The organism is Nonomuraea sp. KM88 (genome assembly GCF_052245635.1).
Classification (GTDB): Bacteria; Actinomycetota; Actinomycetes; order Streptosporangiales; family Streptosporangiaceae; genus Nonomuraea.
In genome coordinates, this window is the sequence record NZ_JBQQCC010000001.1 from 478386 (window position 1) to 501732 (window position 23347).

22 protein-coding genes and 1 pseudogene are annotated in these 23347 nt (G+C 67.3%); 9 read left to right on the plus strand and 14 right to left on the minus strand.

Going from position 1 to position 23347, the window contains the following annotated elements; translation table 11 throughout:
• Positions 1–8 precede the first annotated feature (8 nt).
• Positions 9–701: a nucleoside monophosphate kinase gene (locus tag ACTWPV_RS02270; RefSeq protein ID WP_443150375.1), complete on the minus strand. Its 693-nt coding sequence runs from the start codon at positions 699–701 to the stop codon at positions 9–11.
• Positions 702–736: 35 nt separating this feature from the next.
• Here ACTWPV_RS02270 and ACTWPV_RS02275 point away from each other — a divergent pair, with 35 nt between their 5' ends.
• Positions 737–2083, plus strand: a complete 1347-nt coding sequence (locus ACTWPV_RS02275; protein WP_443150376.1) for a nucleotidyltransferase family protein — start codon at positions 737–739, stop codon at positions 2081–2083.
• Positions 2084–2088: 5 nt separating this feature from the next.
• On the plus strand, positions 2089–3144 hold the full coding sequence (locus ACTWPV_RS02280; protein ID WP_443150377.1) for an aminotransferase class I/II-fold pyridoxal phosphate-dependent enzyme: 1056 nt from the start codon (positions 2089–2091) through the stop codon (positions 3142–3144).
• Here ACTWPV_RS02280 and tyrS read toward each other — a convergent pair.
• Both tyrS and ACTWPV_RS02290 read right to left on the minus strand, forming a co-directional pair.
• Positions 3089–4435, minus strand: a complete 1347-nt coding sequence (tyrS, locus tag ACTWPV_RS02285) for a tyrosine--tRNA ligase (RefSeq protein WP_443150378.1) — start codon at positions 4433–4435, stop codon at positions 3089–3091. The two genes, ACTWPV_RS02280 and tyrS, sit on opposite strands and share 56 nt — an antisense overlap.
• A complete protein-coding gene (locus tag ACTWPV_RS02290; RefSeq protein ID WP_443150379.1) occupies positions 4318–5196 on the minus strand; it encodes a sugar phosphate isomerase/epimerase family protein in 879 nt (292 codons plus the stop codon). The genes tyrS and ACTWPV_RS02290 overlap by 118 nt, the downstream gene beginning before the upstream one ends.
• Before the next feature lie 86 nt (positions 5197–5282).
• Between ACTWPV_RS02290 and ACTWPV_RS02295 the strand changes: the two genes are divergently transcribed.
• Positions 5283–6125 (plus strand): LLM class flavin-dependent oxidoreductase, encoded by an 843-nt coding sequence (locus tag ACTWPV_RS02295; protein ID WP_443150380.1) that lies wholly within the window; start codon positions 5283–5285, stop codon positions 6123–6125.
• Between the two features lie 45 nt (positions 6126–6170).
• Here ACTWPV_RS02295 and ACTWPV_RS02300 read toward each other — a convergent pair whose 3' ends face one another.
• The 6 genes from ACTWPV_RS02300 to ACTWPV_RS02325 form a co-directional block, all read right to left on the minus strand.
• On the minus strand, positions 6171–7517 hold the full coding sequence (locus ACTWPV_RS02300; RefSeq protein ID WP_443150381.1) for an HAD family hydrolase: 1347 nt from the start codon (positions 7515–7517) through the stop codon (positions 6171–6173).
• Between the two features lie 118 nt (positions 7518–7635).
• A complete protein-coding gene (locus ACTWPV_RS02305; protein ID WP_443150382.1) occupies positions 7636–8703 on the minus strand; it encodes a Gfo/Idh/MocA family protein in 1068 nt (355 codons plus the stop codon).
• Positions 8700–9839, minus strand: coding sequence for a radical SAM protein (locus ACTWPV_RS02310; RefSeq protein WP_443150383.1), 1140 nt, complete (start codon positions 9837–9839; stop codon positions 8700–8702). Before ACTWPV_RS02310 ends, ACTWPV_RS02305 begins: the two co-directional genes overlap by 4 nt.
• A 323-nt stretch (positions 9840–10162) precedes the next feature.
• A complete protein-coding gene (locus tag ACTWPV_RS02315) occupies positions 10163–11389 on the minus strand; it encodes an aminotransferase-like domain-containing protein (RefSeq protein WP_443150384.1) in 1227 nt (408 codons plus the stop codon).
• Positions 11364–13019: a carbamoyltransferase N-terminal domain-containing protein gene (locus tag ACTWPV_RS02320; RefSeq protein ID WP_443150385.1), complete on the minus strand. Its 1656-nt coding sequence runs from the start codon at positions 13017–13019 to the stop codon at positions 11364–11366. The genes ACTWPV_RS02315 and ACTWPV_RS02320 overlap by 26 nt, the downstream gene beginning before the upstream one ends.
• Positions 13016–13963, minus strand: coding sequence for a PHP domain-containing protein (locus ACTWPV_RS02325; RefSeq protein ID WP_443150386.1), 948 nt, complete (start codon positions 13961–13963; stop codon positions 13016–13018). The genes ACTWPV_RS02320 and ACTWPV_RS02325 overlap by 4 nt, the downstream gene beginning before the upstream one ends.
• Before the next feature lie 440 nt (positions 13964–14403).
• Between ACTWPV_RS02325 and ACTWPV_RS02330 the strand changes: the two genes are divergently transcribed.
• The 4 genes from ACTWPV_RS02330 (at position 14404) to ACTWPV_RS02345 (ending at position 18660) form a co-directional block, all read left to right on the plus strand.
• Positions 14404–15384, plus strand: a complete 981-nt coding sequence (locus ACTWPV_RS02330) for an ABC transporter ATP-binding protein (RefSeq protein WP_443150387.1) — start codon at positions 14404–14406, stop codon at positions 15382–15384.
• Positions 15385–15423: 39 nt separating this feature from the next.
• Positions 15424–16185 carry an ABC transporter permease gene (locus ACTWPV_RS02335; protein ID WP_347641827.1) on the plus strand — a complete coding sequence of 254 codons (762 nt, stop codon included), beginning with the start codon at positions 15424–15426 and terminating at the stop codon, positions 16183–16185.
• Positions 16182–16994, plus strand: a complete 813-nt coding sequence (locus tag ACTWPV_RS02340) for an ABC transporter permease (protein WP_443150388.1) — start codon at positions 16182–16184, stop codon at positions 16992–16994. The genes ACTWPV_RS02335 and ACTWPV_RS02340 overlap by 4 nt, the downstream gene beginning before the upstream one ends.
• 187 nt (positions 16995–17181) lie before the next feature.
• On the plus strand, positions 17182–18660 hold the full coding sequence (locus ACTWPV_RS02345) for a condensation domain-containing protein (RefSeq protein ID WP_443150389.1): 1479 nt from the start codon (positions 17182–17184) through the stop codon (positions 18658–18660).
• Here the strand turns inward: ACTWPV_RS02345 and ACTWPV_RS02350 are convergent.
• The 4 genes from ACTWPV_RS02350 to ACTWPV_RS02365 form a co-directional block, all read right to left on the minus strand.
• Positions 18657–19076, minus strand: coding sequence for an ester cyclase (locus ACTWPV_RS02350; protein ID WP_443150390.1), 420 nt, complete (start codon positions 19074–19076; stop codon positions 18657–18659). The genes ACTWPV_RS02345 and ACTWPV_RS02350 overlap by 4 nt on opposite strands.
• Positions 19077–19171: 95 nt before the next feature.
• The gene (locus ACTWPV_RS02355; RefSeq protein WP_347641831.1) at positions 19172–19570 is read right to left on the minus strand and encodes a hypothetical protein; all 399 of its coding nucleotides are present in this window, start codon (positions 19568–19570) and stop codon (positions 19172–19174) included.
• Positions 19571–19633: 63 nt separating this feature from the next.
• Positions 19634–20200: a GNAT family N-acetyltransferase gene (locus tag ACTWPV_RS02360; protein ID WP_443150391.1), complete on the minus strand. Its 567-nt coding sequence runs from the start codon at positions 20198–20200 to the stop codon at positions 19634–19636.
• 52 nt (positions 20201–20252) lie between these two features.
• Positions 20253–21137, minus strand: coding sequence for a sulfotransferase family protein (locus tag ACTWPV_RS02365; RefSeq protein WP_347641833.1), 885 nt, complete (start codon positions 21135–21137; stop codon positions 20253–20255).
• A gap of 273 nt (positions 21138–21410) precedes the next feature.
• Here ACTWPV_RS02365 and ACTWPV_RS02370 point away from each other — a divergent pair, with 273 nt between their 5' ends.
• Positions 21411–21839: a nuclear transport factor 2 family protein gene (locus tag ACTWPV_RS02370; RefSeq protein WP_443150392.1), complete on the plus strand. Its 429-nt coding sequence runs from the start codon at positions 21411–21413 to the stop codon at positions 21837–21839.
• Between the two features lie 186 nt (positions 21840–22025).
• Here ACTWPV_RS02370 and ACTWPV_RS02375 read toward each other — a convergent pair.
• Positions 22026–22199: pseudogene (locus tag ACTWPV_RS02375) on the minus strand (DUF4874 domain-containing protein); the annotation flags it as partial.
• 331 nt (positions 22200–22530) lie between these two features.
• Between ACTWPV_RS02375 and ACTWPV_RS02380 the strand changes: the two are divergent.
• The gene (locus ACTWPV_RS02380; RefSeq protein ID WP_443150393.1) at positions 22531–23259 is read left to right on the plus strand and encodes a phosphotransferase; all 729 of its coding nucleotides are present in this window, start codon (positions 22531–22533) and stop codon (positions 23257–23259) included.
• The last annotated feature ends 88 nt before the right edge of the window (positions 23260–23347 follow it).

A 23347-nucleotide genomic window follows, 5' to 3' on the forward strand; every position in this document is an offset into this window, starting at 1 on the left:
CGAGCTTTCTAGCCGCCCCGCAAGGTCCACAGCGCCACGCGCGCGGAGGCCGCGACAGCCTCCGGGGTGGCTTTCGCGTCGAGGACCGTGATCTCCTCCGGCCGGAAAGCGGCGAAGATGGCCGGGATGTTGCGACGGTGGGTGCGCAGCCGCTGTGCGAAGACCGACTCGTTGTCGTCCGGACGGCGCTCGAGCAACCCGCCACAAGTGATGCAGCGATCCGGAGCCTTCGGAGCGGCGCCGGCCGGCGCCCTGCCGTCGTCGCAGGTCGTGCAGACCACCCGATGGCGCATCCGCATGGCGCAGACGTCGTCGGAGGCGTCGAGATAGAGCACCAGCTTGGTCCGGACGCCATGGGCGTGGATCAGGTCCCGGACCATCACCGCCTGAGCGCCGTTGGCGGGAAGACCCTGCAACACCATTCTCGCCGACGGATATGCCCGGAGTTGCCGGGCGAATAATTCGACGACAAGGGAGTCGGGAATCCATCTGCCCTTCTCCACGGACTTTCTTATCGACTCCCAGAGGGGTGTTCCGTTGCTTTTTTCTCGAGCGAGCTGGTGGCGGACCACAAAGCGCCGGAAGGAAGCGTGATCGGCCAGTATTTCCCTGACCAGGGTGCTCTTGCCGGAAGCCGGTGGACCTAGCACAATAACGAACGGCAGATCTGCTTCCGCCGTTTCCGTCGATGACTGCGCCACGTCGGCATATTAGCACGCGTCAATTGGAGACCTCCATGCGCAAGCATTCCATGCATGCCGCGAGAGCAGCCGTTCGCAGCGCCGGTGTCTATGGTGATTCGATCGTGGAAGACGAGGCATTGGCCCGCCTCGGCGCAGTGCCGGTCGCGCTCCTGGCGGACGCGCTCATCGACGAGAAGGTCTCCTCGCTGGTGCTGGAACGCCTGAAGGGAGGCGGAGCCGAGCTCGCCGGCGGACTCCATGGCCAGGCGCGCTTCGCCGAGGCCCGAGCGCGGATCGAGGCGGTCGCACGTCATAAGGACGACGTTCTGCCGATGGTGGACCGGCAGGCCAGAGAACTGGGGATCAGCGTCTGGGCCATCAAGGGACTGGCGGCCGAGGGCGCGTATCCCGAGCGCGCGGTGCGGGACCTCGGAGATCTGGATCTGATGGTCGCGACCGTGGACGACGCCGTCAGGCTCACCGCACGCCTGCGGGAGGCCGGCTACGACTTCGACAACCTTGAATGGCCGTGGGTGAAGAGGTCCTTGGAGTCCGGCGTGATCTACGGACAGTTCAACCTCAATGACGGCGCCCTCGAAAACCGTCCGACCATCGATCTGCATTTCGGTGGCTATTCGGTGCGGCACTGCGGTTTTCATCCGCTGGGAACGGGGGAACGGAAACCCGGGCTCAGCTACTACGAAATTCAGCAGAACATGCCGCTCCTCGTCGCGAACGCGGCCGGTGACCACGACATCACGACCAAGGACCTCAACGATTTCGGCTTGGCGCTTCAGGATCCATCGATGGACTGGGATCAACTGCTGCGCGAGCTGGAGGCCATCAAGCTCCTTGGCTTCTTCAAGCGTCTGGCCGAGGAACTCGACGCGACCCCGCTACGGCCCCTCTACCGTGACAGTGTCCTGCCGACGCGGCTGAAGCGCGTACGGGCGGAGACGCCGGCGCCGCGGGTTTCCCTGATGTGGCAACGGCGGTGGGCGGCGACCGTCAGGCACGCCTACGCTCTCGGCGCGCGCCACTCCTACGCCCGTGCCACGGTGACCACGCTTTCGGCAGCTCGCTATTACTGGGGCCATCGCGTGGTCAAGGTCAGATCACGGGCGATCCGCCCGGGGCCGCGGTTGCCGAGACTGGTCAACTGGACGTGTGTGCGCCTGATTCCCGCGGCGTTGGTGAAACGCCTGCGCAGCGGGGACGACGGCACGGCGGCCGGTGCCTCCTTCCTTCCGGTGCGCGGGCCCCAGCGGTCACTGTCGGAGGAGCTCACCGCGATCCGTTCCCCGGTCGGCGACATCATCCGTACGCGCCTGGGCGATTTCGTGCCTGCCGTCTATCACGTCGACGATCCCTGGCAGCGCTTGAACGAGGGCACGAAATGAGCGGGATGGGGCACCCTGTCGACCTCACAGGGCCGCAGGCGACGTGGCCGTCCGCCGGGCTGCGACTCTGGCGTGCGGCCACCGACCATGTACTCGGCCTGCCTGACGCGTGGCACCCGCCGCCGCCACAGGGAGATCGCGGCCTTCGTGAGGTGCTCGGCGCCATACTGCGCGAGGACCCGGACGACGTGCTGATCACCAGCGGCGTACGCGCCGGTGCGTCGGTCATCGCGCAGTTCGGCGAGAGCTTCTCGCATGAGCAGCCCTCATTCACCGGCACGGTCACGGTGCTCCGTGCTTGTCGCCGGGACGTGAATCTCCATCCCTGGGCCGAACTCCTGGAGCACCGGCATGCGGGCCGGACGGGGTCCGCCGGCGTCGTCTGGCTGACCGATCCGTGGCGGAACCCGGACGGCGCCACCCTGACCCCGGACGGCTGGCGCCGCGTCGAAGCGGTCGCCCGGACGCGTCAGGTCGTGGTCAACGAGGTATACCGCTGGTTCGGGAAGGGGAGGAGCCGGCCCGCCCGGGTCTGGATGACCGGTTCACTGTCCAAGCTGGCCGGTAGCGGGGCAGCGCTGGGATGGATCCGCGGCACGGGCATGGACGACCTGGCACGGCGGCAGCACGCCAGGCCCAGTCTGTTCTGGCAACGGTGCTGGGCCTACTTCCTGGCACATGGCGGCCTGGAACTGCTCATCGACCACACGGTCCGGCCCACGGCCGAGGCTTCCCGCGCCTTCCTCGACGAGCTGGTAGGCGTTGCCGGCGCGGAGCGTTGTCCCGGCGCGGTCGCCGGATCCCCGTTCTTCCTCCTGCCCGTCCCGCATACGACCACGGAAGATTTCGTCGGCCGCCTCGCCGCGGACGGCGTCCGGGTGGGCCCGGGCGATGACTTCCTCGCACCGTCGCCCAGTGTCCGCGTGTGTTTCGCCGGCGTCTCCGGCGCCGGCGCGCGCCACGCGGCTCGAACCATCGGGATGCGCCTACTCGCCGACGCCCCGTTCAGGGCCGGGTCTCACCCGGCTGCAGAACGTACAGACGGCGGGGTCCGACACTGATCAGGTCTCCGCTGGAGACCCGGTGATCCTCCTCGAACACCTTGCCGCCGTTGACCCGCACGGCTCCGGACAGGAGGAGGCGACGCGCCTGCTGCCTGGACGGGACCGTGCCTGTGGCGTGGAGAACGTCCAGTATTCCGCCGGGGTCCGCGATCAGGGGTACGGCCATCGACGGGTCGGGATCGCCGCGATGCCCGGGAAGGAAGCTCTCCTTCGCCTTGGCCGCCGCCTCCTCGCCGTGGTAAACGCGTACGATGTCGAAGGCGAGGTCCTGCTTCAACGCCATGGGATGCAACTCTCCCGATCTCCAGCCTTCGAGCCGCGCGCGCACTTCCTCCGGTGGCCACGACGAGACAAGAGTGATCCATTGCCGCATCGTCTCGTCGTCGATGCTCATCACCTTCGCGAACTGTTCGCTCGGCTTCTCGGCCAGGGCGATGTGGGTGCCTTCACGCTTGGACATCCGCCGGTGGCCCTTCGTCCCCCAGAGGGTCGGGTAGGTGACGCCGACGCAGGGCCGCTGCCCGTACAGTCGCTGCAGCCGGCGGCCTGCCAGGATGTTGAAGATCGGGCCGACCGTGCCGAGCTGGACGTCCGCCCGCAGGTGCAGCGCGTCGTAGCCCTGCATGAGCGGGTAGAGCAGCTCATGCAGGCCGACCGGCTTGCTGGACTTCATCCGGTCTCTGACGGCCGCCGGGCTGGTCACCTGCTGGACGGTGAACGCCGACGCGACGGCCAGGAGGTCGGAGAGGGGCAGGTCGCTCAGCCAGTCGCCGTTGTACATGACCGTCGTGCGATCCGGGTCGAGAACGAGCGACATCTGCTCGACGAAGGTCGAGGCGGCGCTCACGACCTTGTCGAGAGGGATCCGGGGCCGCTCGTACAGCCGGTCCGAAGGATCTCCGATCTGAGCGGTGACCGTGCCCACCAGGAATATGACCTCGTGCCCGAGCTCCTGAAAGAAGCGGAGCTTTCGCATCGTGATGGTGTGTCCCAGATGGAGGTTTGGCCGGCTTGCGTCGTAGCCGGCGAAAACGCGCAGCGGCACCCCGGTGCGATGGGACTCGGCCAACCGTTCGATGAGTTCGCGCCGCATCGTCTGCGCGAATGATTTCTGGGTGAACTCCGCGCCTTGCAGGATGTTGTCCGCCTCGTCTATCGCCTGTTGCGAATTCACTGCATGGACTCCACATGGTCGTTCGTTTTCGCCGCCATTGAAAACGCTTTCTCCAGGGTTCTGAGCGCCGATGCGTACGATGCGCGAACCAGAGAGATCTGATCCCCTGCCCACAACGTCTCGGACAGGATCTCGAGCTCCCACCACCCATCGAAACCGGCGGTGAGCAGATCCGCGCAGATCGCCGGCACGTCGGCGCATCCTTCGCCCGGAAGCGCGCGGTCCAGGTTTCCCGCAGGGCCGGCCGCCCAATCCGACAGGTGCACGATCCGGGTTCTGCTGCCTGCCTCCAGCAGACGTTCGCGGAGCCCCGAATCCCACCAGACGTGCCAGGTGTCGACGACGATGCCGCCGGTCTGTCCCTGCTCGATCAGCGTGAGGGCGTCCGCCACGGATGTCGCGACCGACTCGTTGACCAGAACGGGATGCAGCGGCTCGATGAGCAGGTCGGCTCCCTCTCGTGCGGCCCGCTGCAACAGCATGCCGACCGCGGTGGCGGCCTGGTTCCACGCGTCCCTTCGCCCAAGAGCCGCGCATGGGCCGCCGACCACCACGACGAGTGGCACGCCGAGTTCGGCGGCATGGGCCAGGCATCGTTCGGCTTTCGCTATCCGCTCCGCACGGACCGCAGGGCTCGGATCTATGAGGCCTATGAACGCGCAGACACTGGTCGGCTGCAGCCCTTCTCCGTCCAGCACGGACCGTACGCCATTCACGCCGTGCTCGGCGATCGCCGACGGGAGAACCCCGAAGCCGTCGAACCCGGATTCGCGCGCGGCACGAGCGGCCGTCGCCAGGGGAAGGTCCCGCGCGGTCAGCTGGTTGAATGATATGCGCAAATCCTCGGCCACCGCGGGCCCGCCTGGTATGGACATGCTCGTGATTCTGCAAGACGGGCCGGGATATGTAAATGAAAACACGTGGCGCCCGGCGGTGGTCGAGCTCCGGATACAATGTGCCGATGCGATTCGCATTCATGCCCGTCCTTTCTGATGAACCGTCGTCCTGGCCGCGGCTGCTGGCAATGTTCCAGGCCGCTGACGAGATGGAATTCTTTGAATCCGGCTGGCTGTTCGATCATTCGTCGTCAGCCGCTGTCAACACGTCAGGCCCGTGCTACGAAACATGGACGGTCATGACGGCCCTGGCCCATGCGACGAGCCGTCTCCGCCTGGGGACCATGGTCCTCGCGGTCGCGCGCCGGCATCCGGCGCTGCTCGCACAGATGGCCCTGACGTTGGACACGATTTCCGAGGGCCGGCTCGAACTCGGCATCGGCGCGGGATGGCGCGAGCTGGATCACCTTCCGCAGGGCATTCCCTTCGGCACGCCCGCGTCCCGCGCGGACCGGCTCGACGAAGGATGCGAGGCGCTGGTTCGTCTTCTTTCGGGCCACACGGTCTCCGCGCACGGAGGCTTCTTCACGCTGGCGGAGGCGCGATGCGACATTCCTCCCGTACAGCGACCGCACCCGCCTCTCTGCATCGGCGGCGGTGGCGAGCGGCGGACTCTGCCGACCGCCGCTCGGTGGGCGCAGCACTGGAACCATCCGGGCGGACGTGCCGAGGACTTCTCCCGCAAGCGCCTGCTCCTGCTCCGGTGCTGCGCGCAGCTCGGCCGCGACCCCTCGGAGATCATCACCTCGGCGACCATTCACGGAGAGGACTCCGCGCCGGAAAGCATGGTCAAGGAAGTCGCCCAGCTTACGGAGGCAGGTGCTGACCTGGTCATTCTCCGGATTCGGCCTCCTCACGAGGCGGCGAGACTTGAGCGGCTGGCGACAGTGCTGGAGCCGCTCCGCTGACGCCGGAACAGGCGTCGCCGGCCGCCGAGGGCGCACGGCGGCAGGTCATCCGGCCGTGACGCGGAACGCCGCGGAGAGCGCGCGCAGCGGCTGTGGTGCGAGGGCGGCCCGGCAGCCGGCGCGCAGTGCACCCGAGACGTCGTCAACGAGCTGGTCACCGACGTGGAGCAGGCGTTCCGCGCCCACGCCGAGAGCGTTCGCCGCCTTGACGAACGCCGCGGGAGAGGGTTTGGCGACGCCGGCGGTCGTCGAGGGGATGACGACGTCCGCATACCGGTCGAGCCCTGCCGAGGCCAGGACGTCCACGAGAGAGGGCTGCCAGTTGGACAGAACCCCGATGCGCTGCCCGGCTCCTCGCACCGCGGCGAGCAGTTCTCGCGCCCCCGGCGCGGGGCGCCAGTTGCCGGGGGCGGTGTACGCGTCGAGCACGGTCGCCGCTCCGGATGGCGAGGCGTGGCCGAGCCCGGCCAGGACCTCCCCATAGAAGCGCCGTAGCGTCGTCTCGGCGGTGAACGGATCCGCCCACCACGAGTCCGGAGACCTGAGAACGCCGGTCGCGTTCGCCATGGCCGTACGCACCTCGGACATCGGGAGGGCGGCGCCCGAGCGAGCAAGATGGTCACGTATCACGCGGGCGGGGTCGCGGACGTGCTCGATCAGCGTGAATCCCGCATCGAACGTGACGGCGGCCGGCGGTCCGGGGCGGGGGGATCCCGTCACCGTGGCGAGGAGAGGAGCGAGGTCCGGCAGAGCGGCGCTGCTCGGCAGGAGCAGCGTGGGCAGATGTCCGTGGCTGACGGACCGGCCGGTGAACACGCCCACGGTCCGGAATCCGGCGGATTCGGCCGCCCGCCACTCCGCCGCCGAATCGCTCACGTACCATGCCCTGCCCGGGTCGACCCCCCTGGCCCGCAACGCGGTGAAGGAGCGCACGCTGGGCTTCGGCTCGGCCGCGTTGTCGCCGTGCACCACAAAATCGAATGCGGTCACGTCGAGCCCGCACGCGCGGAGCTTGCGCCAGGTCTTGACGCCCGGGCCGTTGGTGAGGATGCCGCGGCGCATTCCGGCTGAGGTCGCGGCCCGTACGAGCCGGCGCGCGTCGCACAAGGGCACGGGCGGAAACCGGGCGGAGAGAGCGTCGTATGCTGACGAGTAGCGAGCGAGATCCACTCCCGCGTGGAGACGCCGCACGCACTCCGCGAAGCCCACGTGCCCGTAGTGGTCGGCGAACACCGTCTCGTCGGGCGGCTCCAGCCCGAGAACCCGCGCGACCTCCTGGCACTTCGCCCACCCTGTCGTGTACGTGTCGACCAAGGTATCGTCGATGTCGAGGACGAGCCATGGGGCGTCTTCTCCTGCGGAGGTCGTCGTCTCCGGTGGTGCAGGCGTCATCAGGTGCTCATCCTCACGTGCTGCGGCCAGGCGATGGTGCGGCGTGTCAGGTCGCGCCGCGTTTCCGCGCAGCCCGCCGCCGTATCACTTCATGCTCGCCAAGGAACGAGTCGAACGTTCAGAGATCGCGCAGCATAGCCGCGATCTCATAGATGAGGGCCAGGTCGGCCACGGCGTCGGAGATCGGGGTACGTGACGCCGCGAGCTCCAGCGCGCAGTCGAGGAAATGCTCGACTTCAAGCCGGTAAGCGCTGTCGTACGAGGTGATCACCTCACGCCTCACCACATCGGTTCCGACCGTGCACCGCTCGTGGGTGACGGTGGGCGCGGAACGGAGGAACGGCGAGCCGAACCGCAGCTCCGTTGACGCCCCGGGGTAGAAGGCGGTGAGCGTTTCGTCCCAGGCGCTCGCGGTCTGGAAGTCGGGGACGACTTCCAGGTGCACCGGAACGCCGCTCCCGTTCATGACGGCGAGGAAACCGGGACCGAAGGGCGTGCCGAACCGGAAGGCCTCGCGGACCCCGATCGGCCCGATCAGCGTGCGCCCGAGGTTGAGGTCGTGTACGGCCAGCTCCGTCAGGGTCCGCACGTCCTTTACACGAACGGCGGCACCGCCGCCGAGCGTCGTGGCGATCTGTAGGTCGACCGCCGCACTTTCGGCTTCGGCGTCCTGGACCGTGCGGTCGTGACCCTTGACACGCGGATGGAGTCTCTCCTGTTTGTGCCGCGCTCCGGCGAAGACGTGGAGGCGCACGAACATGGGTGGCGCCTCGCTGCCCAGGAGCCGCGCGAATGACGGGTCGTACCGCTTCATGTATCCGACCACCACCGACGACGGGGAGGATCGCTCCAGCTTCTCCAGCGCGGTCGCCTCGTCGATCCCCCAGCACACCGGCTTCTCGACCATGACGTGCAACTGCGCCTCGAGAGCACGCTGGACCAAGGGAGCGTGATGCCGGTTGGCGATCAGCACCGCATCGAGGTCGCGGGACATCAGGTCGTCGGCGGACGGCGCGACGGCTCGGGTGGGCAGACCGTACTCGTGCGCGACGGCGGCAGCGAGGCCGGGGGACAGGTCGCAGACGGCGGAGATCTCCGCCCGCCGGGACTGGGCGAGGTTGGGAAGATGGTGGAGCTGGGCGACCCTCCCGAGGCCGATCACGCCCACGCGCACCCGGCGGCTCACGATTGATCAAGGATCTTGAGACCGCCGAACTCGCGCTTCATCGATTCGGCGGCGATGGGCCTCTCGTCCTCGAACAGGACCGCCAGCGGGTCTATCCAGCACACGTACGAGACACCGTTGGGCATGACGTTGAGGCGTCTTACCTTGCGGTCAGGATTGGGCTCTTCGCTTGATTCGTCGACGTCGAAGTCGATATCGCCCCAGCGGTAGCAGTCCACCTTTGAGTCGCTTTTGCGCTGCACGAAAGTCTTCTCGAGCTCGGGCATCTGATCGAGCTCGGCCACGAGCGAGTCGATCGGAATATGGCCCTCCGCGTTGTAGACCGAGTAATCGGTGGACTTGCGGAACGCTTCGGGAATCTCCGAGCAGGACCGAAAGATGAAGCGGCGGTATCCGAGCTCGCGGCCCCACTCCATGTAGCTGAACATGTCCGGAACGGTGGAGACGCCCTCGGGCGTCATGACGCAACTGAGCCGTGGGGTGAAATGCGTTGAGCCGCGTTGGGTGACATTCCGGTGATCGGCGTCGGTCATGCCGTTCCACGATGGCCCGAACCTCATGATCGCGGCATTCAGGTCTGGATCGAAATGTGCCACGCTGACCGACGCACCGGACAAACCCGCGCTGATGAGGCCATCGAGAAGGGTGGCCTGGCCGGTGGGCGTCTGGACGCTCTTGCCCAGGCCGATGCCGTTGGTGTGCAGCCGCGACTTGTCGAAGCCGGGATTCACGGACCGGGTCAGGTCAAGGAGTCTCTGCGGGCTGAGCGTGGGCTCGCCGCCGGTGTAGGCGACCTTCCGCACGCCGGCGGTCAACGCGAAGCTTTTCACGCGCCGCAGCTGAGGTCCCCAGCTCAGGTATGGTCCGGCGGGGGTGAATGTGATCTCGTTGGAGCAGAACTTGCATGCGGCATTGCATTTCGCCACGACCACCAGCGTCAGAATGGCGCGGTGGCTGACCACATACGTCTCGGCGTCGAACCTCACGATATTGCTGTTCCAGAATTCCTCCCCCTCGAACAGCTCGGGCCGCTCGCCGATGGTGCGGATCACCTCGCCGTTGTGTGGACAGCTTTCATCTCGGTTCGCTGCGCCGGTGGCAACAGCTTCGTCCGCCCGGGCCCCGCTTTCGGTCATTCCGATCCGGCCCTCCTCGATGGGTGGTCAATTCGACTCTATCCATGGGCCAGTATGGTGACAACGGTGTCCGATCAGCAAGGCAAGGTGGCGCCGCGGCGCGCGCGGGATAATTCCCAGGAATGTGTGTGATGATATTCAGATACATTTGCGGGGCGGCATTCCGCTCGACGTCCGGCCCAATGGGAGAAGCGGCGGACCGGCTCCTTCAGGGTGCCGGCACCGTGTCCATCGCGTGCAGGCGCCTACCGCCGTCTCGCGAGACGAGTCGCCGCCGGCGCCCACGCGGGCGCGGCCCCCCTGCCGGGAGCGCGGGCGGGCCGCTACGTGCTTCGCTGGATGGCTTCGCCGAGCACGCGCACTCCGCGCACCAGTTCAGGCTCGGACACCATCGTGAAGGCCATGCGGAACCACTGCTGGTAGTTTCCACCGTCACCGAAGAACGAATCGCCCGGTCTGCAGAGCACACCTTCCTGAGCGCTGTGGTGCATGACCAGGTCTCCCTTGACGTGGTCGGCGAGCTCGATCCAGACAAACATGCCGCCGTGTGGCACGTCGAAGCGAACGGTGTCGCCGCAGTGCTCGCGCAGGCTCGCGACGACGGTGTCGCGCTTGCTTCGGTACATTCGCGTGACTCGAGACAGGTGCTCGTCATACCGACCGCTGCGCACGAAGTGCTCAAGGATGCGGGCGGTGAGCTGGCTTGAGCCGAGATCTTCTCGCGGGGCCGCCACGACATCGACGAGATCGGGGCTCGCGCTGAGCCATCCGCAGCGCAGCCCGGGGGCCAGCGTCTTGCTGAAGCTTCCGACGGTGATCAGCCGGTCGCCGCCTTCCAGCGTCGACATCGGCGGCAGCTGCGGTCCGTCGTAGCGCAGTTCGGCATAGACGCGGTCCTCGATGACGAGGAAGTCGTACTCGACCGCGAGCCGCAACAACTGCCGGCGGCGGGAGAGCGAGAGCGACCATCCCGTAGGGGTGTTGTAGTCCGCGATGACGTACACCAGCTTGCACCGGCGGCCCGCGGCCTTCAGTTCGCCGAGCCTGCGTTCGAGGACGTCGACGCGCATTCCGTCGCGGTCCATCGGGATGGCGAGAGGTTCGGCGCCGAGGGCACGGCCGATCCGGATCGAGGCACCCCACGTGGGAGCCTCCACCACGAACACGTCACCGTCGCGGAGTAACGCCCGCCACACGAGCTCGATGGCGTGCGCGGCTCCCGACGTCAGCATGATGCCGTCGATACCGGAGGCACTCGATGGAGCCGCGCCGATGCGCTCGGCCAGGGCGGCTCGCAGCCCGGCGTGTCCCCGTGCGATTCCGGCACGGCCGGGTCCGCCGTAGAACAGGGACGGCTCGGCCTCCGCCAGCGTGTGCTCGGTGAGCTCCAGAAACTCCGAGCGCGGAAAGGTCGTCGCGTCGGGCAGCCCCAGGTCGAGGGGCCACCTTACCTTCCCAGGTGACATGCCAGGCTCCTGACCGGTCGACGGGTTGACAGCGGCGCGTGAGGTGGATTCCAGGGATTCACGCTGATACTTCTGGGTGTTCATAGATCATCCCGTCTGACCAGATATAAAGCGCCTTCCCCCAGTTCATCGCGCTTGCAACGTCCGGGAAGAAGCCACAGTTCTTGAAATTCGCGCTGGTGTTGCACAGTGCCGGCATGCCGCTGATTTCGCGATATGCCGTGAGAAGCTCAACCAGCTCTGGGCACTGCTCCTCGTTGACGGTCTGCAGCCGTGCGGTTCCATCGACGTGGCAGATGGCAGGCAGACGGTCGCGCCACACATCCCGGACGTGGTGGCTGAAGAGCATGTAAGGATCAGGGGTTCCTGGATCGAAGATCTCAGGTGCGGCGTTCTCCAGGCAGACGGGTGCGACGGGACGGTAAGCCTCGCGATCCTTCATCTCATTCAAACGATCGTGCATGGCTCTGTCCGTGGCCGGCGCGAGGATGCTCCGGTGGCCGAGAGCGCGCGGCCCGAGCTCCGCCCTTCCGGTGAGAAAGACGACAGGTTCGCCGGTCTCGTGCAGAAGCCGGGCGAGCTCCGGCAGAGAACACGGAGATTGTTTCCACGCCGGATCGACCGGCGACGCACCCAGCCGCTGCCCGCTGTAGACGTCCCACTCCACCTGGGAGCGTCCCTCGGCCACGGCCATGGCACAGCAGGCCACGCCGAGCGCGACACCTGAGTCATTGGGGAAGGGCGGGACCCAGACGTTGTCGAACAACCCGCTTTCACGAATCTGACTGTTCCAATTGATGTTCAACGCGGTGCCGCCCGTCAGGCACAGGTTGCGCGGCGGGTCGGGAATCGTCCGGAGTGCTCGGTCGAGGCTCTCCACCAGCCGGTCGCCCAGATAGCGGCTGATGGAGGCGATCATGTCGACCGGTGAGACGTCGGCGAGATGCATGGCCGGTGCCAGCGCCTCCAGCTGCGCCACCCCCGCCTCGAACCGGAAGGCGTCGTCCGTTCCGAACGGCGACTCGCGGCGACACGCGGCATGACGTTCCTTGAGAGCGGAGTCCAGCGCGGCCATCGCGGCACGGTCCGGCGTGCCCAGCGCCGCGTACGCCATGATCTTGCCCGCCAGCCCGAGATTCTCGAACCCCGAGGCCCGTTGATCGAACGGCGGGAACGACCCGGCAAGCACCGCATACGCGTTGCCCACGAGCGGGAACAGAGCTCCGACCGTCCGCAGCTTCGTGAGATCGCCGCGGCAGTCGTACAGGTACGGATACATCAGGCCGTCCCAGCTCAGGATGAGCGCAGGCTCAGCCGCAACCGCGAACGGGCTCGTACAGTACGCGGCGGCGACATGGCCCGCGTAGTGAGGGAACGTCACGTACTCGAGGTCGAGGGTCCTTTCCCGGACGGGGTTGATGAGGGTCTTCGACCTGATGCCTTCCACGTACGGCCCCAGCCGGACCTCGACGTCTATCCCGCGCCACCGCCGGGTCTTGTAGGGCTCATGCCAGCCGTCGAAGGCGACGAGATCCATGTCGTCCAGCGAGTAACCAAATTCGTCGAGCAGAACCTCCACGTCGCCGAGTTCGTCGATACGCGAATAGCGAGGCCGGTTGGCGATCTTCTCGCTCTCGCAGGACATCACGAGACGGCCGTCCTCGATGACCGCCACGGCCCCGTCGTGGGTGATCTTGATGCCGCACAACCTCATTCGCCGTCATCCGCCTTTCCTGACCAGTGCAGGGGAATGTCCACACCGCAGCGGTCCGCCGCCTCGATCAGGTGCTCAACGGGCATCGGGAACTGTCCGACCGCGGTCTTGCCGTTCCCGTGGAAGTCCGAGCTGCGGAAAGGAACCAGGCGCAGCCGATGTGCTGCCTCCCTTCGGCGGTTCTCATCCGCGGGCGAGTCGTGTCGCGAGCTCACCTCTACGCCCGCGAGCCCTGCGGCCGTGAACCTGCCAAGGTCGCCGACCACGCCGCCCCATGAGTTCCTGCCCGAATGGCACTCCCAGAAGGGGTGCGCTATCACCGGGATCCCGCCGGCGTCGCGGACCATCGCGATGGCGCGTTCGGTGGGCACGTACCGATCCCGTTCGGAGCTCTTCATGGCGTTGTACCGTTCCCTGACGACGGCCGCCGCCCGAACCGGATCCACGTCGAGCGGGCGTGCCAGATATCGGCCGATGAGCGTCGCACTGAGCATCCATTTGCGTGGGTGCAGCGGAGGTCCGTCCTCCTGGACGCCGGCGAGGATGTCTTCGGTGGCAGGGAGGGGCGTGCCGGCGGCGCGCAGGCCGGCCAGCACCCGGCCGTAGACGTCGTTCTTGATCGCGGTCGGCCGGAAGGCGAACTCCTGCACCTTGGCGTCGAGCACGCCGTGGCCGTAGCCCAGCACGTGATATTTGCGGTCGTGGTGCATCGTGCTGATCTCGAGCCCGGGAAGCAGGATGGTGCCGTGCGCCGCCGCCAGGGCCTCCAGTCCGGCATCGTAGGTCGTGCGCGAATGGTCGCTGATGCTCATCACCCGCAGTGCTGCTCGCCCTGCCCGTTCGATGACCTCCTCTGGTGACATCAGGCCGTCGGAGTTGGTGGTGTGCAGGTGGAGGTCGCAGAATGCCTGGCCTGCGGTGCCGTCGCATGGGGAACGAGTCATTGGAGCACCTCAAGAACTCCGGATGTTGTCTGAAGCGTGCAGTCGGCCTGTTCTTGTGATGGCCCGAGAAATGCCTCTGCCAGCCGGAACACATGTGACGGAGGGTGTCGAGACTTCGAACGAGAATATACTAGTGATGACCGGCCCGACTTTTGGACCGAGCCAATGGGTTCCATCGTCAGGAAGGGACTCTCGTGGTTTTCCGCGGCCGGCATCGGCCGCTCTGGGCGAGCGTGCAACTGATGATTGTCCTCACTTGCACGCTGTGCCGGTAGGCCCGGGGATCGGCCTCCTGCGTCCGGCTTCTTCGACACAGCGTGCATAGGGACATGGCGTGACGATTCCGCTGCGTCCGTCAATCGCGGGACGGGGTCCACGATATCCATGGGCTTCGGGTGCGGGCTCCTTTGCCGGTGATCTCACCTGTATGATGGCGCGCCATGACGATCAAAGTGCGGGAGTTGGTGAAGGAGTTTCGCCGGTCCGAGCGGAAATCTGGGCGCTTCACCGCACTCCGCACGCTGTTCAGCACCGATTATGTGCCGACCAGGGCGGTTGATGGCGTCGACTTCAGCATAGAACCCGGGGAACTCATCGGCTATATTGGGCCCAATGGCGCCGGAAAATCGACGACGATAAAGATGCTGACCGGCATTCTGGTGCCCACCTCCGGAACCGTCGAAGTCGCCGGTGTGGTGCCGTGGCGCGAGCGCGAGCGTAATGCTCGTCAGATCGGGGTGGTGTTCGGGCAGCGCACCGGGCTGTGGTGGGACCTCCCGCTGCGCGACTCCCTGGAACTCGTTCGTACGCTCTACGACGTCCCGCGTCAGAGATATCTGGCGAATCTCGAGACCTTTGCCGGCATGCTCGGCCTCGACGAGTTCATCGACGTTCCGGTGCGGCAGCTCTCCCTGGGCCAGCGCATGCGCGGAGACCTTGCGGCGGCGATGCTCTATGAGCCGCGGATTCTCTATCTCGACGAGCCGACCGTCGGTTTGGACATCGTCGCCAAGAGGCGCATCCGTGCATTCCTGGGTGAGCTCAATCGTGATGCCGGGACGACCGTCATCCTCACCACTCATGACCTTGACGATGTCGAGGAGCTGTGCACGCGCGTCATCCTGATCGACCGCGGAAAGGTGCTCTATGACGGTGACGTCGCCGAGCTGAAGAGGCAGCATGCGCCCTGTCACGAACTGATCGTGCATGTGGCGGAGCCGAGGTTCGACGTCGACGTCCCCGGCGTGCGGCGAACACGATGGGAGGACGGTTTCGTCACCCTGACGTTCGACCCGTCCCGCATCGCGGCCGCTGACCTCATCGGCAACGTGCTCGCCGTCCACCAGGTGACGGACCTGTCCATCGTCAGACCGAAGCTCGAAGACGTGGTCGCCGACATCTACGGCGAACGGTCCTCCTAGATGCGGACGAGTCTCGCGGGCTATGCGGCCATCGGCAGGATGCAGGCGCGCACCGTCATGCGGTATCGCGTCGATTACGTGGCGGGACTCGTGCGGCTGCTGTTCCAGATCCTGCTCCTGCGGGTTGTCTGGGAAGCGATCTACTCCGGACGGGCCATGGTCGACGGGGTGCCGTTCTCGGTGACCATCACGTATCTGACACTGGGCAACCTGCAGAACTGGTTGTTCAGCCCATGGATCTTCTCGCTGATTCCCGAACGGGTCAGGGACGGGCTCGTCGCGATCGATATGACGCGGCCGGTGAACTTTCTCGGCCACGTGGTCGCAAGCCAGCTCGGCCGCACTGCGGCGATGGTGCCGTTCGCGGTGGTGGCGCTGCCCTTCGCTGGTTTCGTCGGTGGAGCGCGGCCGGCTCCGTCGCCGGGGGCGATCATCGCCTACGTTGTCAGCCTGGCGCTCGGCTACTGTGTCATCACCATTCTCTCCGTCCTGGTCGGACTGATCACCTTCTGGACGCTGGAGCTCGACGGGCTCTTCTTGATCTACCGCATGGCGGTGCAGTTCCTGTCCGGCGCGCTGGTGCCTCTGTGGTTCATGCCGGACGCCCTGCGCATCGTGGTGGAGATCCTGCCGCTCCAAGCGGTGATGCACACGCCGACGGCGATCTATCTCGGCAGGACGCACGGCGGCGACGTGGTGGTCGCGATGGTCGTGCAGGCGTTGTGGGTCGTGGTCCTGTGGTTCGCCGCGCGCCTGGTGTGGTCTCGGGCGATCCGCCGGATGGTCGTGCAGGGAGGGTGACCACGTTGATACGGGCGCTGCGCATGTGGGCGATTCTGGCCCGTGCCGCGTTACGGGCGGAGATGCAGCATCGCGTGCACTTCTTTTTCGGAATGCTCGGTGGGCTCGCGGTGCAGGGTCTGGGTCTCGTGTTCATCGCGACGATTCTCAGCCGGTTCGGGGATCTCGGCGGCTGGACCTTTCGCGAGATCCTGCTGCTCTATGGCATGCGCCTGACGGCCCATGCCCTGTGGGTGATTCCGTTCGCCTCGGTGTTCCAGATCACCCACGTGGTGCGCTCGGCGGAATTCGACCGATATCTTATCCGGCCGCTCAATCCGCTGATTCAACTCATGACGCGTCGCATGACCATCGTGACGATCGGCCATCTCGTCGGCGGTGTGGCGATCCTGGCGGCCGGCATGGTGAGCTCGGGGGTCGACTGGACTCCGGCGAACGTCCTCCTGCTGATCGCCGCGCTCGTCGGCGGAGCGCTCACCGAGATGTCGTTCCAACTGGTGCTGGCGAGCCTGGCGTTCCGGCTGCACGGCGCCACCGAGATGATGCTCACACTCGACAGCGTCTTCAACAGCTTCGGCAATTACCCGATCAAGATTTTCGGACCGGTGGCGCGGTGGAGCCTGACCACCGTGTTTCCGCTGGCTTTCGCCGCCTACTTTCCGGCGGCCGTTCTCCTCGGCCGGACCGGCGAGCTGTGGGTCCTTCCGTGGATCGCGGCGGCCGCGCCTGCCGTAGGGGTTATATTAGCGGGTTTGGCATACCTCTTCTGGCAATCACAAACTCGCTACTATTCGTCCAGCGGAAACTGATTCATCCGTAACTTGTGCCTTCCGCCCGATATACGCCACCTCTACACTGGCCTGGAAGGTCAGCGGCACCCTTGACGCCGCCCTGGTCGGCTGGCCGCCTTCCCAAGCAGGTGCTCTGGCGCGGCTCTCACGCCGGCATCCATCCCGAGCGTCCCCTCCCCATCGAAGGCGATGACCGATCGCCCGGGTGAACGACGCCTTCACAAGGCCGGCACCCGGCCCCGTAGGAGCCCCACACCCGCCCGAGCACGGCGACCTCACGCTGCGACAGCACGACAGAACGGAGATATGGCTGATGTCGGTGGACGTATCGGAGCACATGGACGCGCCGCCACTGGAATTCTCGGAGTGCCGGGCCGGCAGCGGCCCGCTCGCCTGGGCACAGAAGGGCATGTGGAACAACATCCGTGCCCTCGCCCCCGATGACCAGCATCTCAACGTGATGCTGACCTTGGAGGCGCCTGACGGCGGGTCTTCCGTCGACCGGGTGCTGACCGCGCTCCGCACCCTGGTCGCCAGGCACGACGCCCTGCGCACCACATTCCGCCGCGGCGACGATGACCAGCCAGTCCAGACCGTGGCGGGCCAGGGCGCCGTACCGGTCGCCCTGGCCACGGGGCCCGATGCGGTGCGCCGGTTGTCCGATGCGCAGTCCGGTCTTGCTGCCAGGCGTTTCGACCTGGAAGTGGATCTGCCCTGGCGCGTGGGTCTGGCCATGGCAGGCGGCAGGGTGCAGAGCGTCGTCCTCTGCCTGTCGCATCTGGTCGTGGACGGCTGGGCCACACAGCTGCTGCTGGAAGAGCTCGCGGCGCTGCTGGCCGGCACGCGTGCGTTGCCGCCGGTGACCAGGCAGCCCATCGAGCAAGCCCGTTACGAGCGGGAAGTGCTCGCACCTCGCCTGGGCCAGCGTGTGCCGGCCCACTGGCGCAAGGTGCTGAGCACATGCCAGCTGGGAGATGAAACGTTCACCCTGCGCGGTGAGCCGGCGACGCCACGGTTCTGGCAGGGCTCCTACCTGTCCGAGGCGTCCTCGTGCGCGTCGCGGATGCTGGCGGCCCGGCACGGGGTGAGCCAGACGTCGGTGTTCCTGGCCGCGGCGGCGCGCGTCCTGACCGTGTACGCGGGTCGTGACACGCTTCCGGTTCTGCTCCGGGTGACCAACCGGTTCGCCCCCGAAGTCAAACGGTCGCTCGTGTACCTGTGCCAGAACACCCCGGTGCTGCTGGAGAACGGGGGAGCGCCGTTCCCTCGCCTGGTCCGCTCGGCGCACCAGGCGGCGTTGAGGGCCTACCAATGCAGTCAGTACGACCCGGACGACGTCAGAAGCGTGTTGGACGAGATCCACCAGCCGGACATCATCCCCGATCTGGCCACCTTGAACCTGGTCTCCCACGGTGCGGCCATCGCCGACGACCGGAGACGGCCGGAACGGCCCGATGGAGCAAAGCCGCGAAACCTACTCCAGGACAGCTCTTTCACCTGGCGCCGCAAATTCGACAACGAACGGATCAGGCTGTTCCTGAGCGTGTTCCGCGGCGTCTCGTACCAGGTGATCGGCGACACCTGCTACTTTCCGCCCGAGCAGATAGAGGCCACCGCCCGGCTCATCGAGGCGACTCTGGTGGATGAGGCCGAGCGGGATTCCGATCCCCTGCGGCCGGGCTAGGACGGAACGGCGCCGAGCTGCCTCAGCTGCGTCAGGAGGTCGACGACGCCCCAGACCTCGGCGATCCGGCCGCCGGCGAAACGGAAGATGAAGATCTCGTTGTACGTGACGGACCGGCCCGTCGGCGGAAGGCCCCTGAACTCGCCCTGGTGGGTGCCGGTGACCGTGTTCCTGGAGACGATCCTGTCGCCTTCGGCGATCACGTCCTCGACCTCGACGCGAATGTCGGGGAATCCGCGAAGAAGCACCGCCCACACCTGCTTGAGCGCCTGCGGCCCCGGCAGCTCCGTCGGCACCGGCGCATGGAAGATCAGGTCAGGGGCGACGACCTCGTCGATGGTCGTCGCGATGAGCTCCGCGTCGCCGCTGTTGACGGCCTCGTGGAAGCGCTGGAACGTCGCTCTGTTGCTGGACATGGGCTTTCCTCGGATTGACGGGCCGCCGGTGGCGACTGGACTGTACTCCACCGGTCCGACGAAACACCGCCGCGGAATGTGACGGGCGCGCGCCGTCACGTCCGGCGGAGCGCCCGGATCACGCCCCTGATCCAGAAGCCGAGCACCACGACGCTCGCCGTGCCGAGGATGGTGATCAGCAGCCAGTCCGAGGAGCCGGTCGCCGGATAGACGGTGTACGGGTTGCCGGTGTCCTCGGCCGGAACGCTGTCGCCCACCCGCTTCAGGCCGTCGCCCGTCGCCAGCGTGACGCGTCGCCGGACCGGCGAGTCGTCGGCGACGAAGTAGCCCACCCACGTACACGTCCGGCCGCCGCAATCTCGCTTGGTGGCGGTGAAGACGCCTGGGACGCCGGAACCGAACTGGGCGGTGTACGCGGGCACGATGTCGCGCGCCGCCAGGACCAGCAACATCCCGGCGAGGACCGGCGCCCCCAGCCACCAGAACCAGCGCAACAGCTCTCCTTCCGTGCCGGACCGCGGTCGGCTCGGACGATCTCCGGCCGACCGGGGTCGCGCTCAGCTCGGACGTTCCCCGCTCGACCGGGTCGCGGGCTCGTCGTGCCAGTCGGGGAGCGTCACCGTGCCGGAGAGCCAGTCGCGCCGGAGCACGGCGTAGCCGACCGAGTCGTGGAGGGTGCCGCCGTCCGGGCTCGGCCAGGCCTCCCGGTAGTGCGCCTCCTTGGCGTACCCGCTGCCGCGCAGGATCGCGCGCATGGCGTGGTTGTCCTGGCGGGTCGTGGCCTCGATCCGCATGATGTGGGGGAACTCGGTGAAGACGTACGGTGTCAGCCAGGCGACCGCGGCCGTGCCGAGCCCCTGACCGCGCCGGGCCTCACGGATCCGCAGGTCGAACATGGCGGTGTCGTCGGCGAGATCCTGCAGCCGCACCAGGCCCGCGCGCTCGCCGTCGGCCAGCACCCAGAACGTGCGGCTCTCGTCGTTCCAGTAGAGCCCGTCGGCGGCCCGCCGCCTGACCGTCTCCGCGTCCTGCGTGCCCGCGTGGAAGGGCCAGTCGTTTCCCGTCAGGAAGTCCGCCAACAGGTCGATGTCGTCGGACGAGAACGGGGAGAACTCGATGCGCATTGCCGGATCTTTTCACACGGCAGCCCGCCGGTCACGCCGGTTTTCCGCCAGGTCAGCGGTAGCCCCAGGCCTCGGCGTACTCGGCGAGCTCGGGTGGGAGCGCGGTGTTGTCGAAGGTGCGGGCGGGCTGGATCCGTCCGGACTTGATGGTGTCGCTGCGGTCGCCCAGGTTGGGGACGAACCGGCCCTGGTCGTGCTTGCTGTATTCGAGCATCTCCGGCTCCCACGCCACGCCCAGATATTCGCATACCTCGCGGGTGACCCGTTCCGGCTCGGCGGTCAGCTCTTCGTAGCGCAGCGTGAGACCGTCGAGGGTGCGGCGGGCCTGTTCCAGGGGCTTGAAGTATTTCAGCGCGTTCGCCTCGAGCGCTTCGCGGGTGGAGGTGTTCGTCTTGCGGTTCTCCAGGGAGGACACCACGCCCTCCGGATGGCGCAGCAGGAAGAGGAACTTCGCCTTCGGCCAGGCGTAGTGCAGCCGCTCCCAGAGGAAGACGTTGCCCGGGGTCTTGTCGACGATGATCTCCTTGCCGCTGCGCTCCAGTTCCAGGCGCAGGATGCGGTCCCACAAGGCGTGTTCGAGCTCCACCTTGTCCAGCCCGAGTTCCTGCATGGACTGCTCGGAGAAGTCGGGGGTCAGGTGGACCTCGACGGTGCGCAGGTGCAGCTCGTGCGGGGCGCGGATGCGGGAGTGACTGTTGAGTAGCATGCGCAGCAGCGTGGAGCCGGAGCGCACCGAGGCGATCACGAAGACCGGGGAGTCCACCTGCCGCGGCAGGATCGGGATGGAGTAGTCGACGACGTGCGTGCGCTTCGGGGGACGCGGGCGGGAGGCCTTGAGCAGCGGTGCCGGCTCTGGTGCCGACAGCTGGCGCGGTGGGCGCAGCGCCTCGTTCAGCAGCCGAATTCTTCGCTTGATGCCGGTTCTCACAACGCCCATGCGCGCCTGCAGCCCTTTCGTTACCGCGCGTTACCTCATTCCCCCCGGGAATGGGCAGCCGAAACCAGGGGTAACGGCCGCCGTAGTCGGACAAAAGTAACGTAAGGGTGCGGGGTCAGGAAGGCGTTGGCGCAGGTTCACAGCGCATTCTCAGGGACGGCGGCGGCGAGCCGGCCAGCGGGCGACCGGGGAGGCGTCCCGGCGCCGCCCATGGCTGACGGTTACCTCGCGGGTAATCGACGGGCTAACCCCGGGCCGGGCAGGCTGTGCGGCATGACGTACGAGATGAAGAACACCCGTGACATCGTGCAGGAACTGCTGCGGCGCATCGCCGGGGGCGACCACGACGGCGCGGCCGCGTTGTTCGCCGAGCACATCGACTGGCGGTTCAGCTGGCCATCCGAAGGGCAGCCCGTGGTGCCCTGGATCCGGCCGCGATCGACCAGGGCCGAGGCGGCGGACCACTTCCGCGCGCTGGACACGTACCACGTGCCCGAGCTGAACGGCACGTCGGTCACCCGGATCCTGGTCGACGGGGCGGACGCCGTGGTGATCGCGGAGATCGTGCAGACCGTGCGGGAAAGCGGTGTCGCGTACACCTCCCCGGTCGCGCTGCACATCACCGTCGAGGACGGCCTCATCACCCGCTACCACATCTTCGAGGACAGCCTCACGATCGCCCGCGCCATGGGCGCCGCCTGACCGCCGCGAGCCCGCTCTCGAGCTCGCTGCCGGTCGCGGAGGGATTGACGGGGGCGGCGTAGCCGTCGTCCCTGACGGCGAAGGTGACCGGAAGCGCACCGCCCCGGGCGGCCTGTCCGGGTACGCGCCGGTCCGCAGGGCGAAGCGGTAGCCGAGGCAGCGGGAGATCTCGCGCTGCGCCATCCGCGACGAGGGCAGGACGGCGAGGATCTTGTCGACCACGGCCTTCCTGTCGGCCCGGTCGGCGGCGCTCACCACGCCCTGGTCGCCGAAGTTCTGCTCGCCCCACGCGCCGATGAACCCGGCCTGCATGAGGTAGATGACGTCCTCGTGGAACTCGGCCAGGTAGAACACGCACATCACCAGCGAGATGTGGTCGACGGTGCGGTGACTCCGCAGGGTGGCCGCGGAGAAGTCCTGCTTGTCGCAGTCTCCTTATTAATTGTGGAATCCATGAAAATAACGTCAAGCCTGAAACTATCAAGAGGTCTTCAATGTGGCTTTCTGGCGTGACACTCGCCAGATAATCAGGGTCTCCTTGATAACAAGGTGCCGGCGCTGACCACGCGGCGCCGGTGCGGGGCCCGCCTCGGTGACCCCGCACGCCGGCAGGACCCGGATACCGGTCCTCGAAGCCGTGGCCCGGCCGATGGAGCGGCGTCCCCCGGCCTGATCGGGCAGGCTGGGACGCATGTCCGAAACACACCTGCCCGGCGGGTACGTGAACGCCGTCGTCCGGGTCGGCGACACCGTCCGCCGCCCGCCCGCGCACCGGGCCGCGTACGTGCACGACCTGCTGCTCCTGCTGGAACGCGGCGGATGGCCGGGCGCGCCGAGATTCCTGGGGACGGACGAGCGCGGCCGCGAGATCCTCAGCTTCGTGGACGGCCACGTTGCCTGGGAGGACGTCCAGCCCGACGGCGTCACCTCCGACGAGAGCCTGGCGCGGGTGGCGGAGCTCGTACGCGCGTTCCACGACCTGACCGCGGGGACACCCCTGGCCGGCGACGACGAGGTCGTGTGCCACAACGACCTGTCCCCGAAGAACACCGTCTACCGCGACGAGGGCGCGGGCCTGCGGCCGGTGGCGTTCATCGACTGGGACATCGCGGCGCCGGGACCGCGGATCCACGACGTGGCGCACGTCTGCTGGCAGTACCTCGGCCTCGGTCCAGGAGCCGTCGACGCCGGAAGGCGGATCCGGCTCATCTGCGACGCGTACGGGCTGCGTGAGCGGGATGGCCTGGTGGCGGCGATCCTGTGGTGGCAGGACCGCTGCGCGCGCGGCATCGAGACGGACGCGGCCGCCGGGATGCCGCACGCGATCAGACTGCGTGACGACGGGGTGGTGGCCCGGATCCGCGCCAGCCACAACTGGGTCGCCGCGCACCGGGCCGAGCTGGAACGCCCGCTGCGCTGACGGCGGCGCCCGGCCGTTCCTGGGCTGTCGCAACCAGGGCTCGGTGATGACGTCGATCGCCCCGACCTGCTCCGGAGGGCGGGGCGCG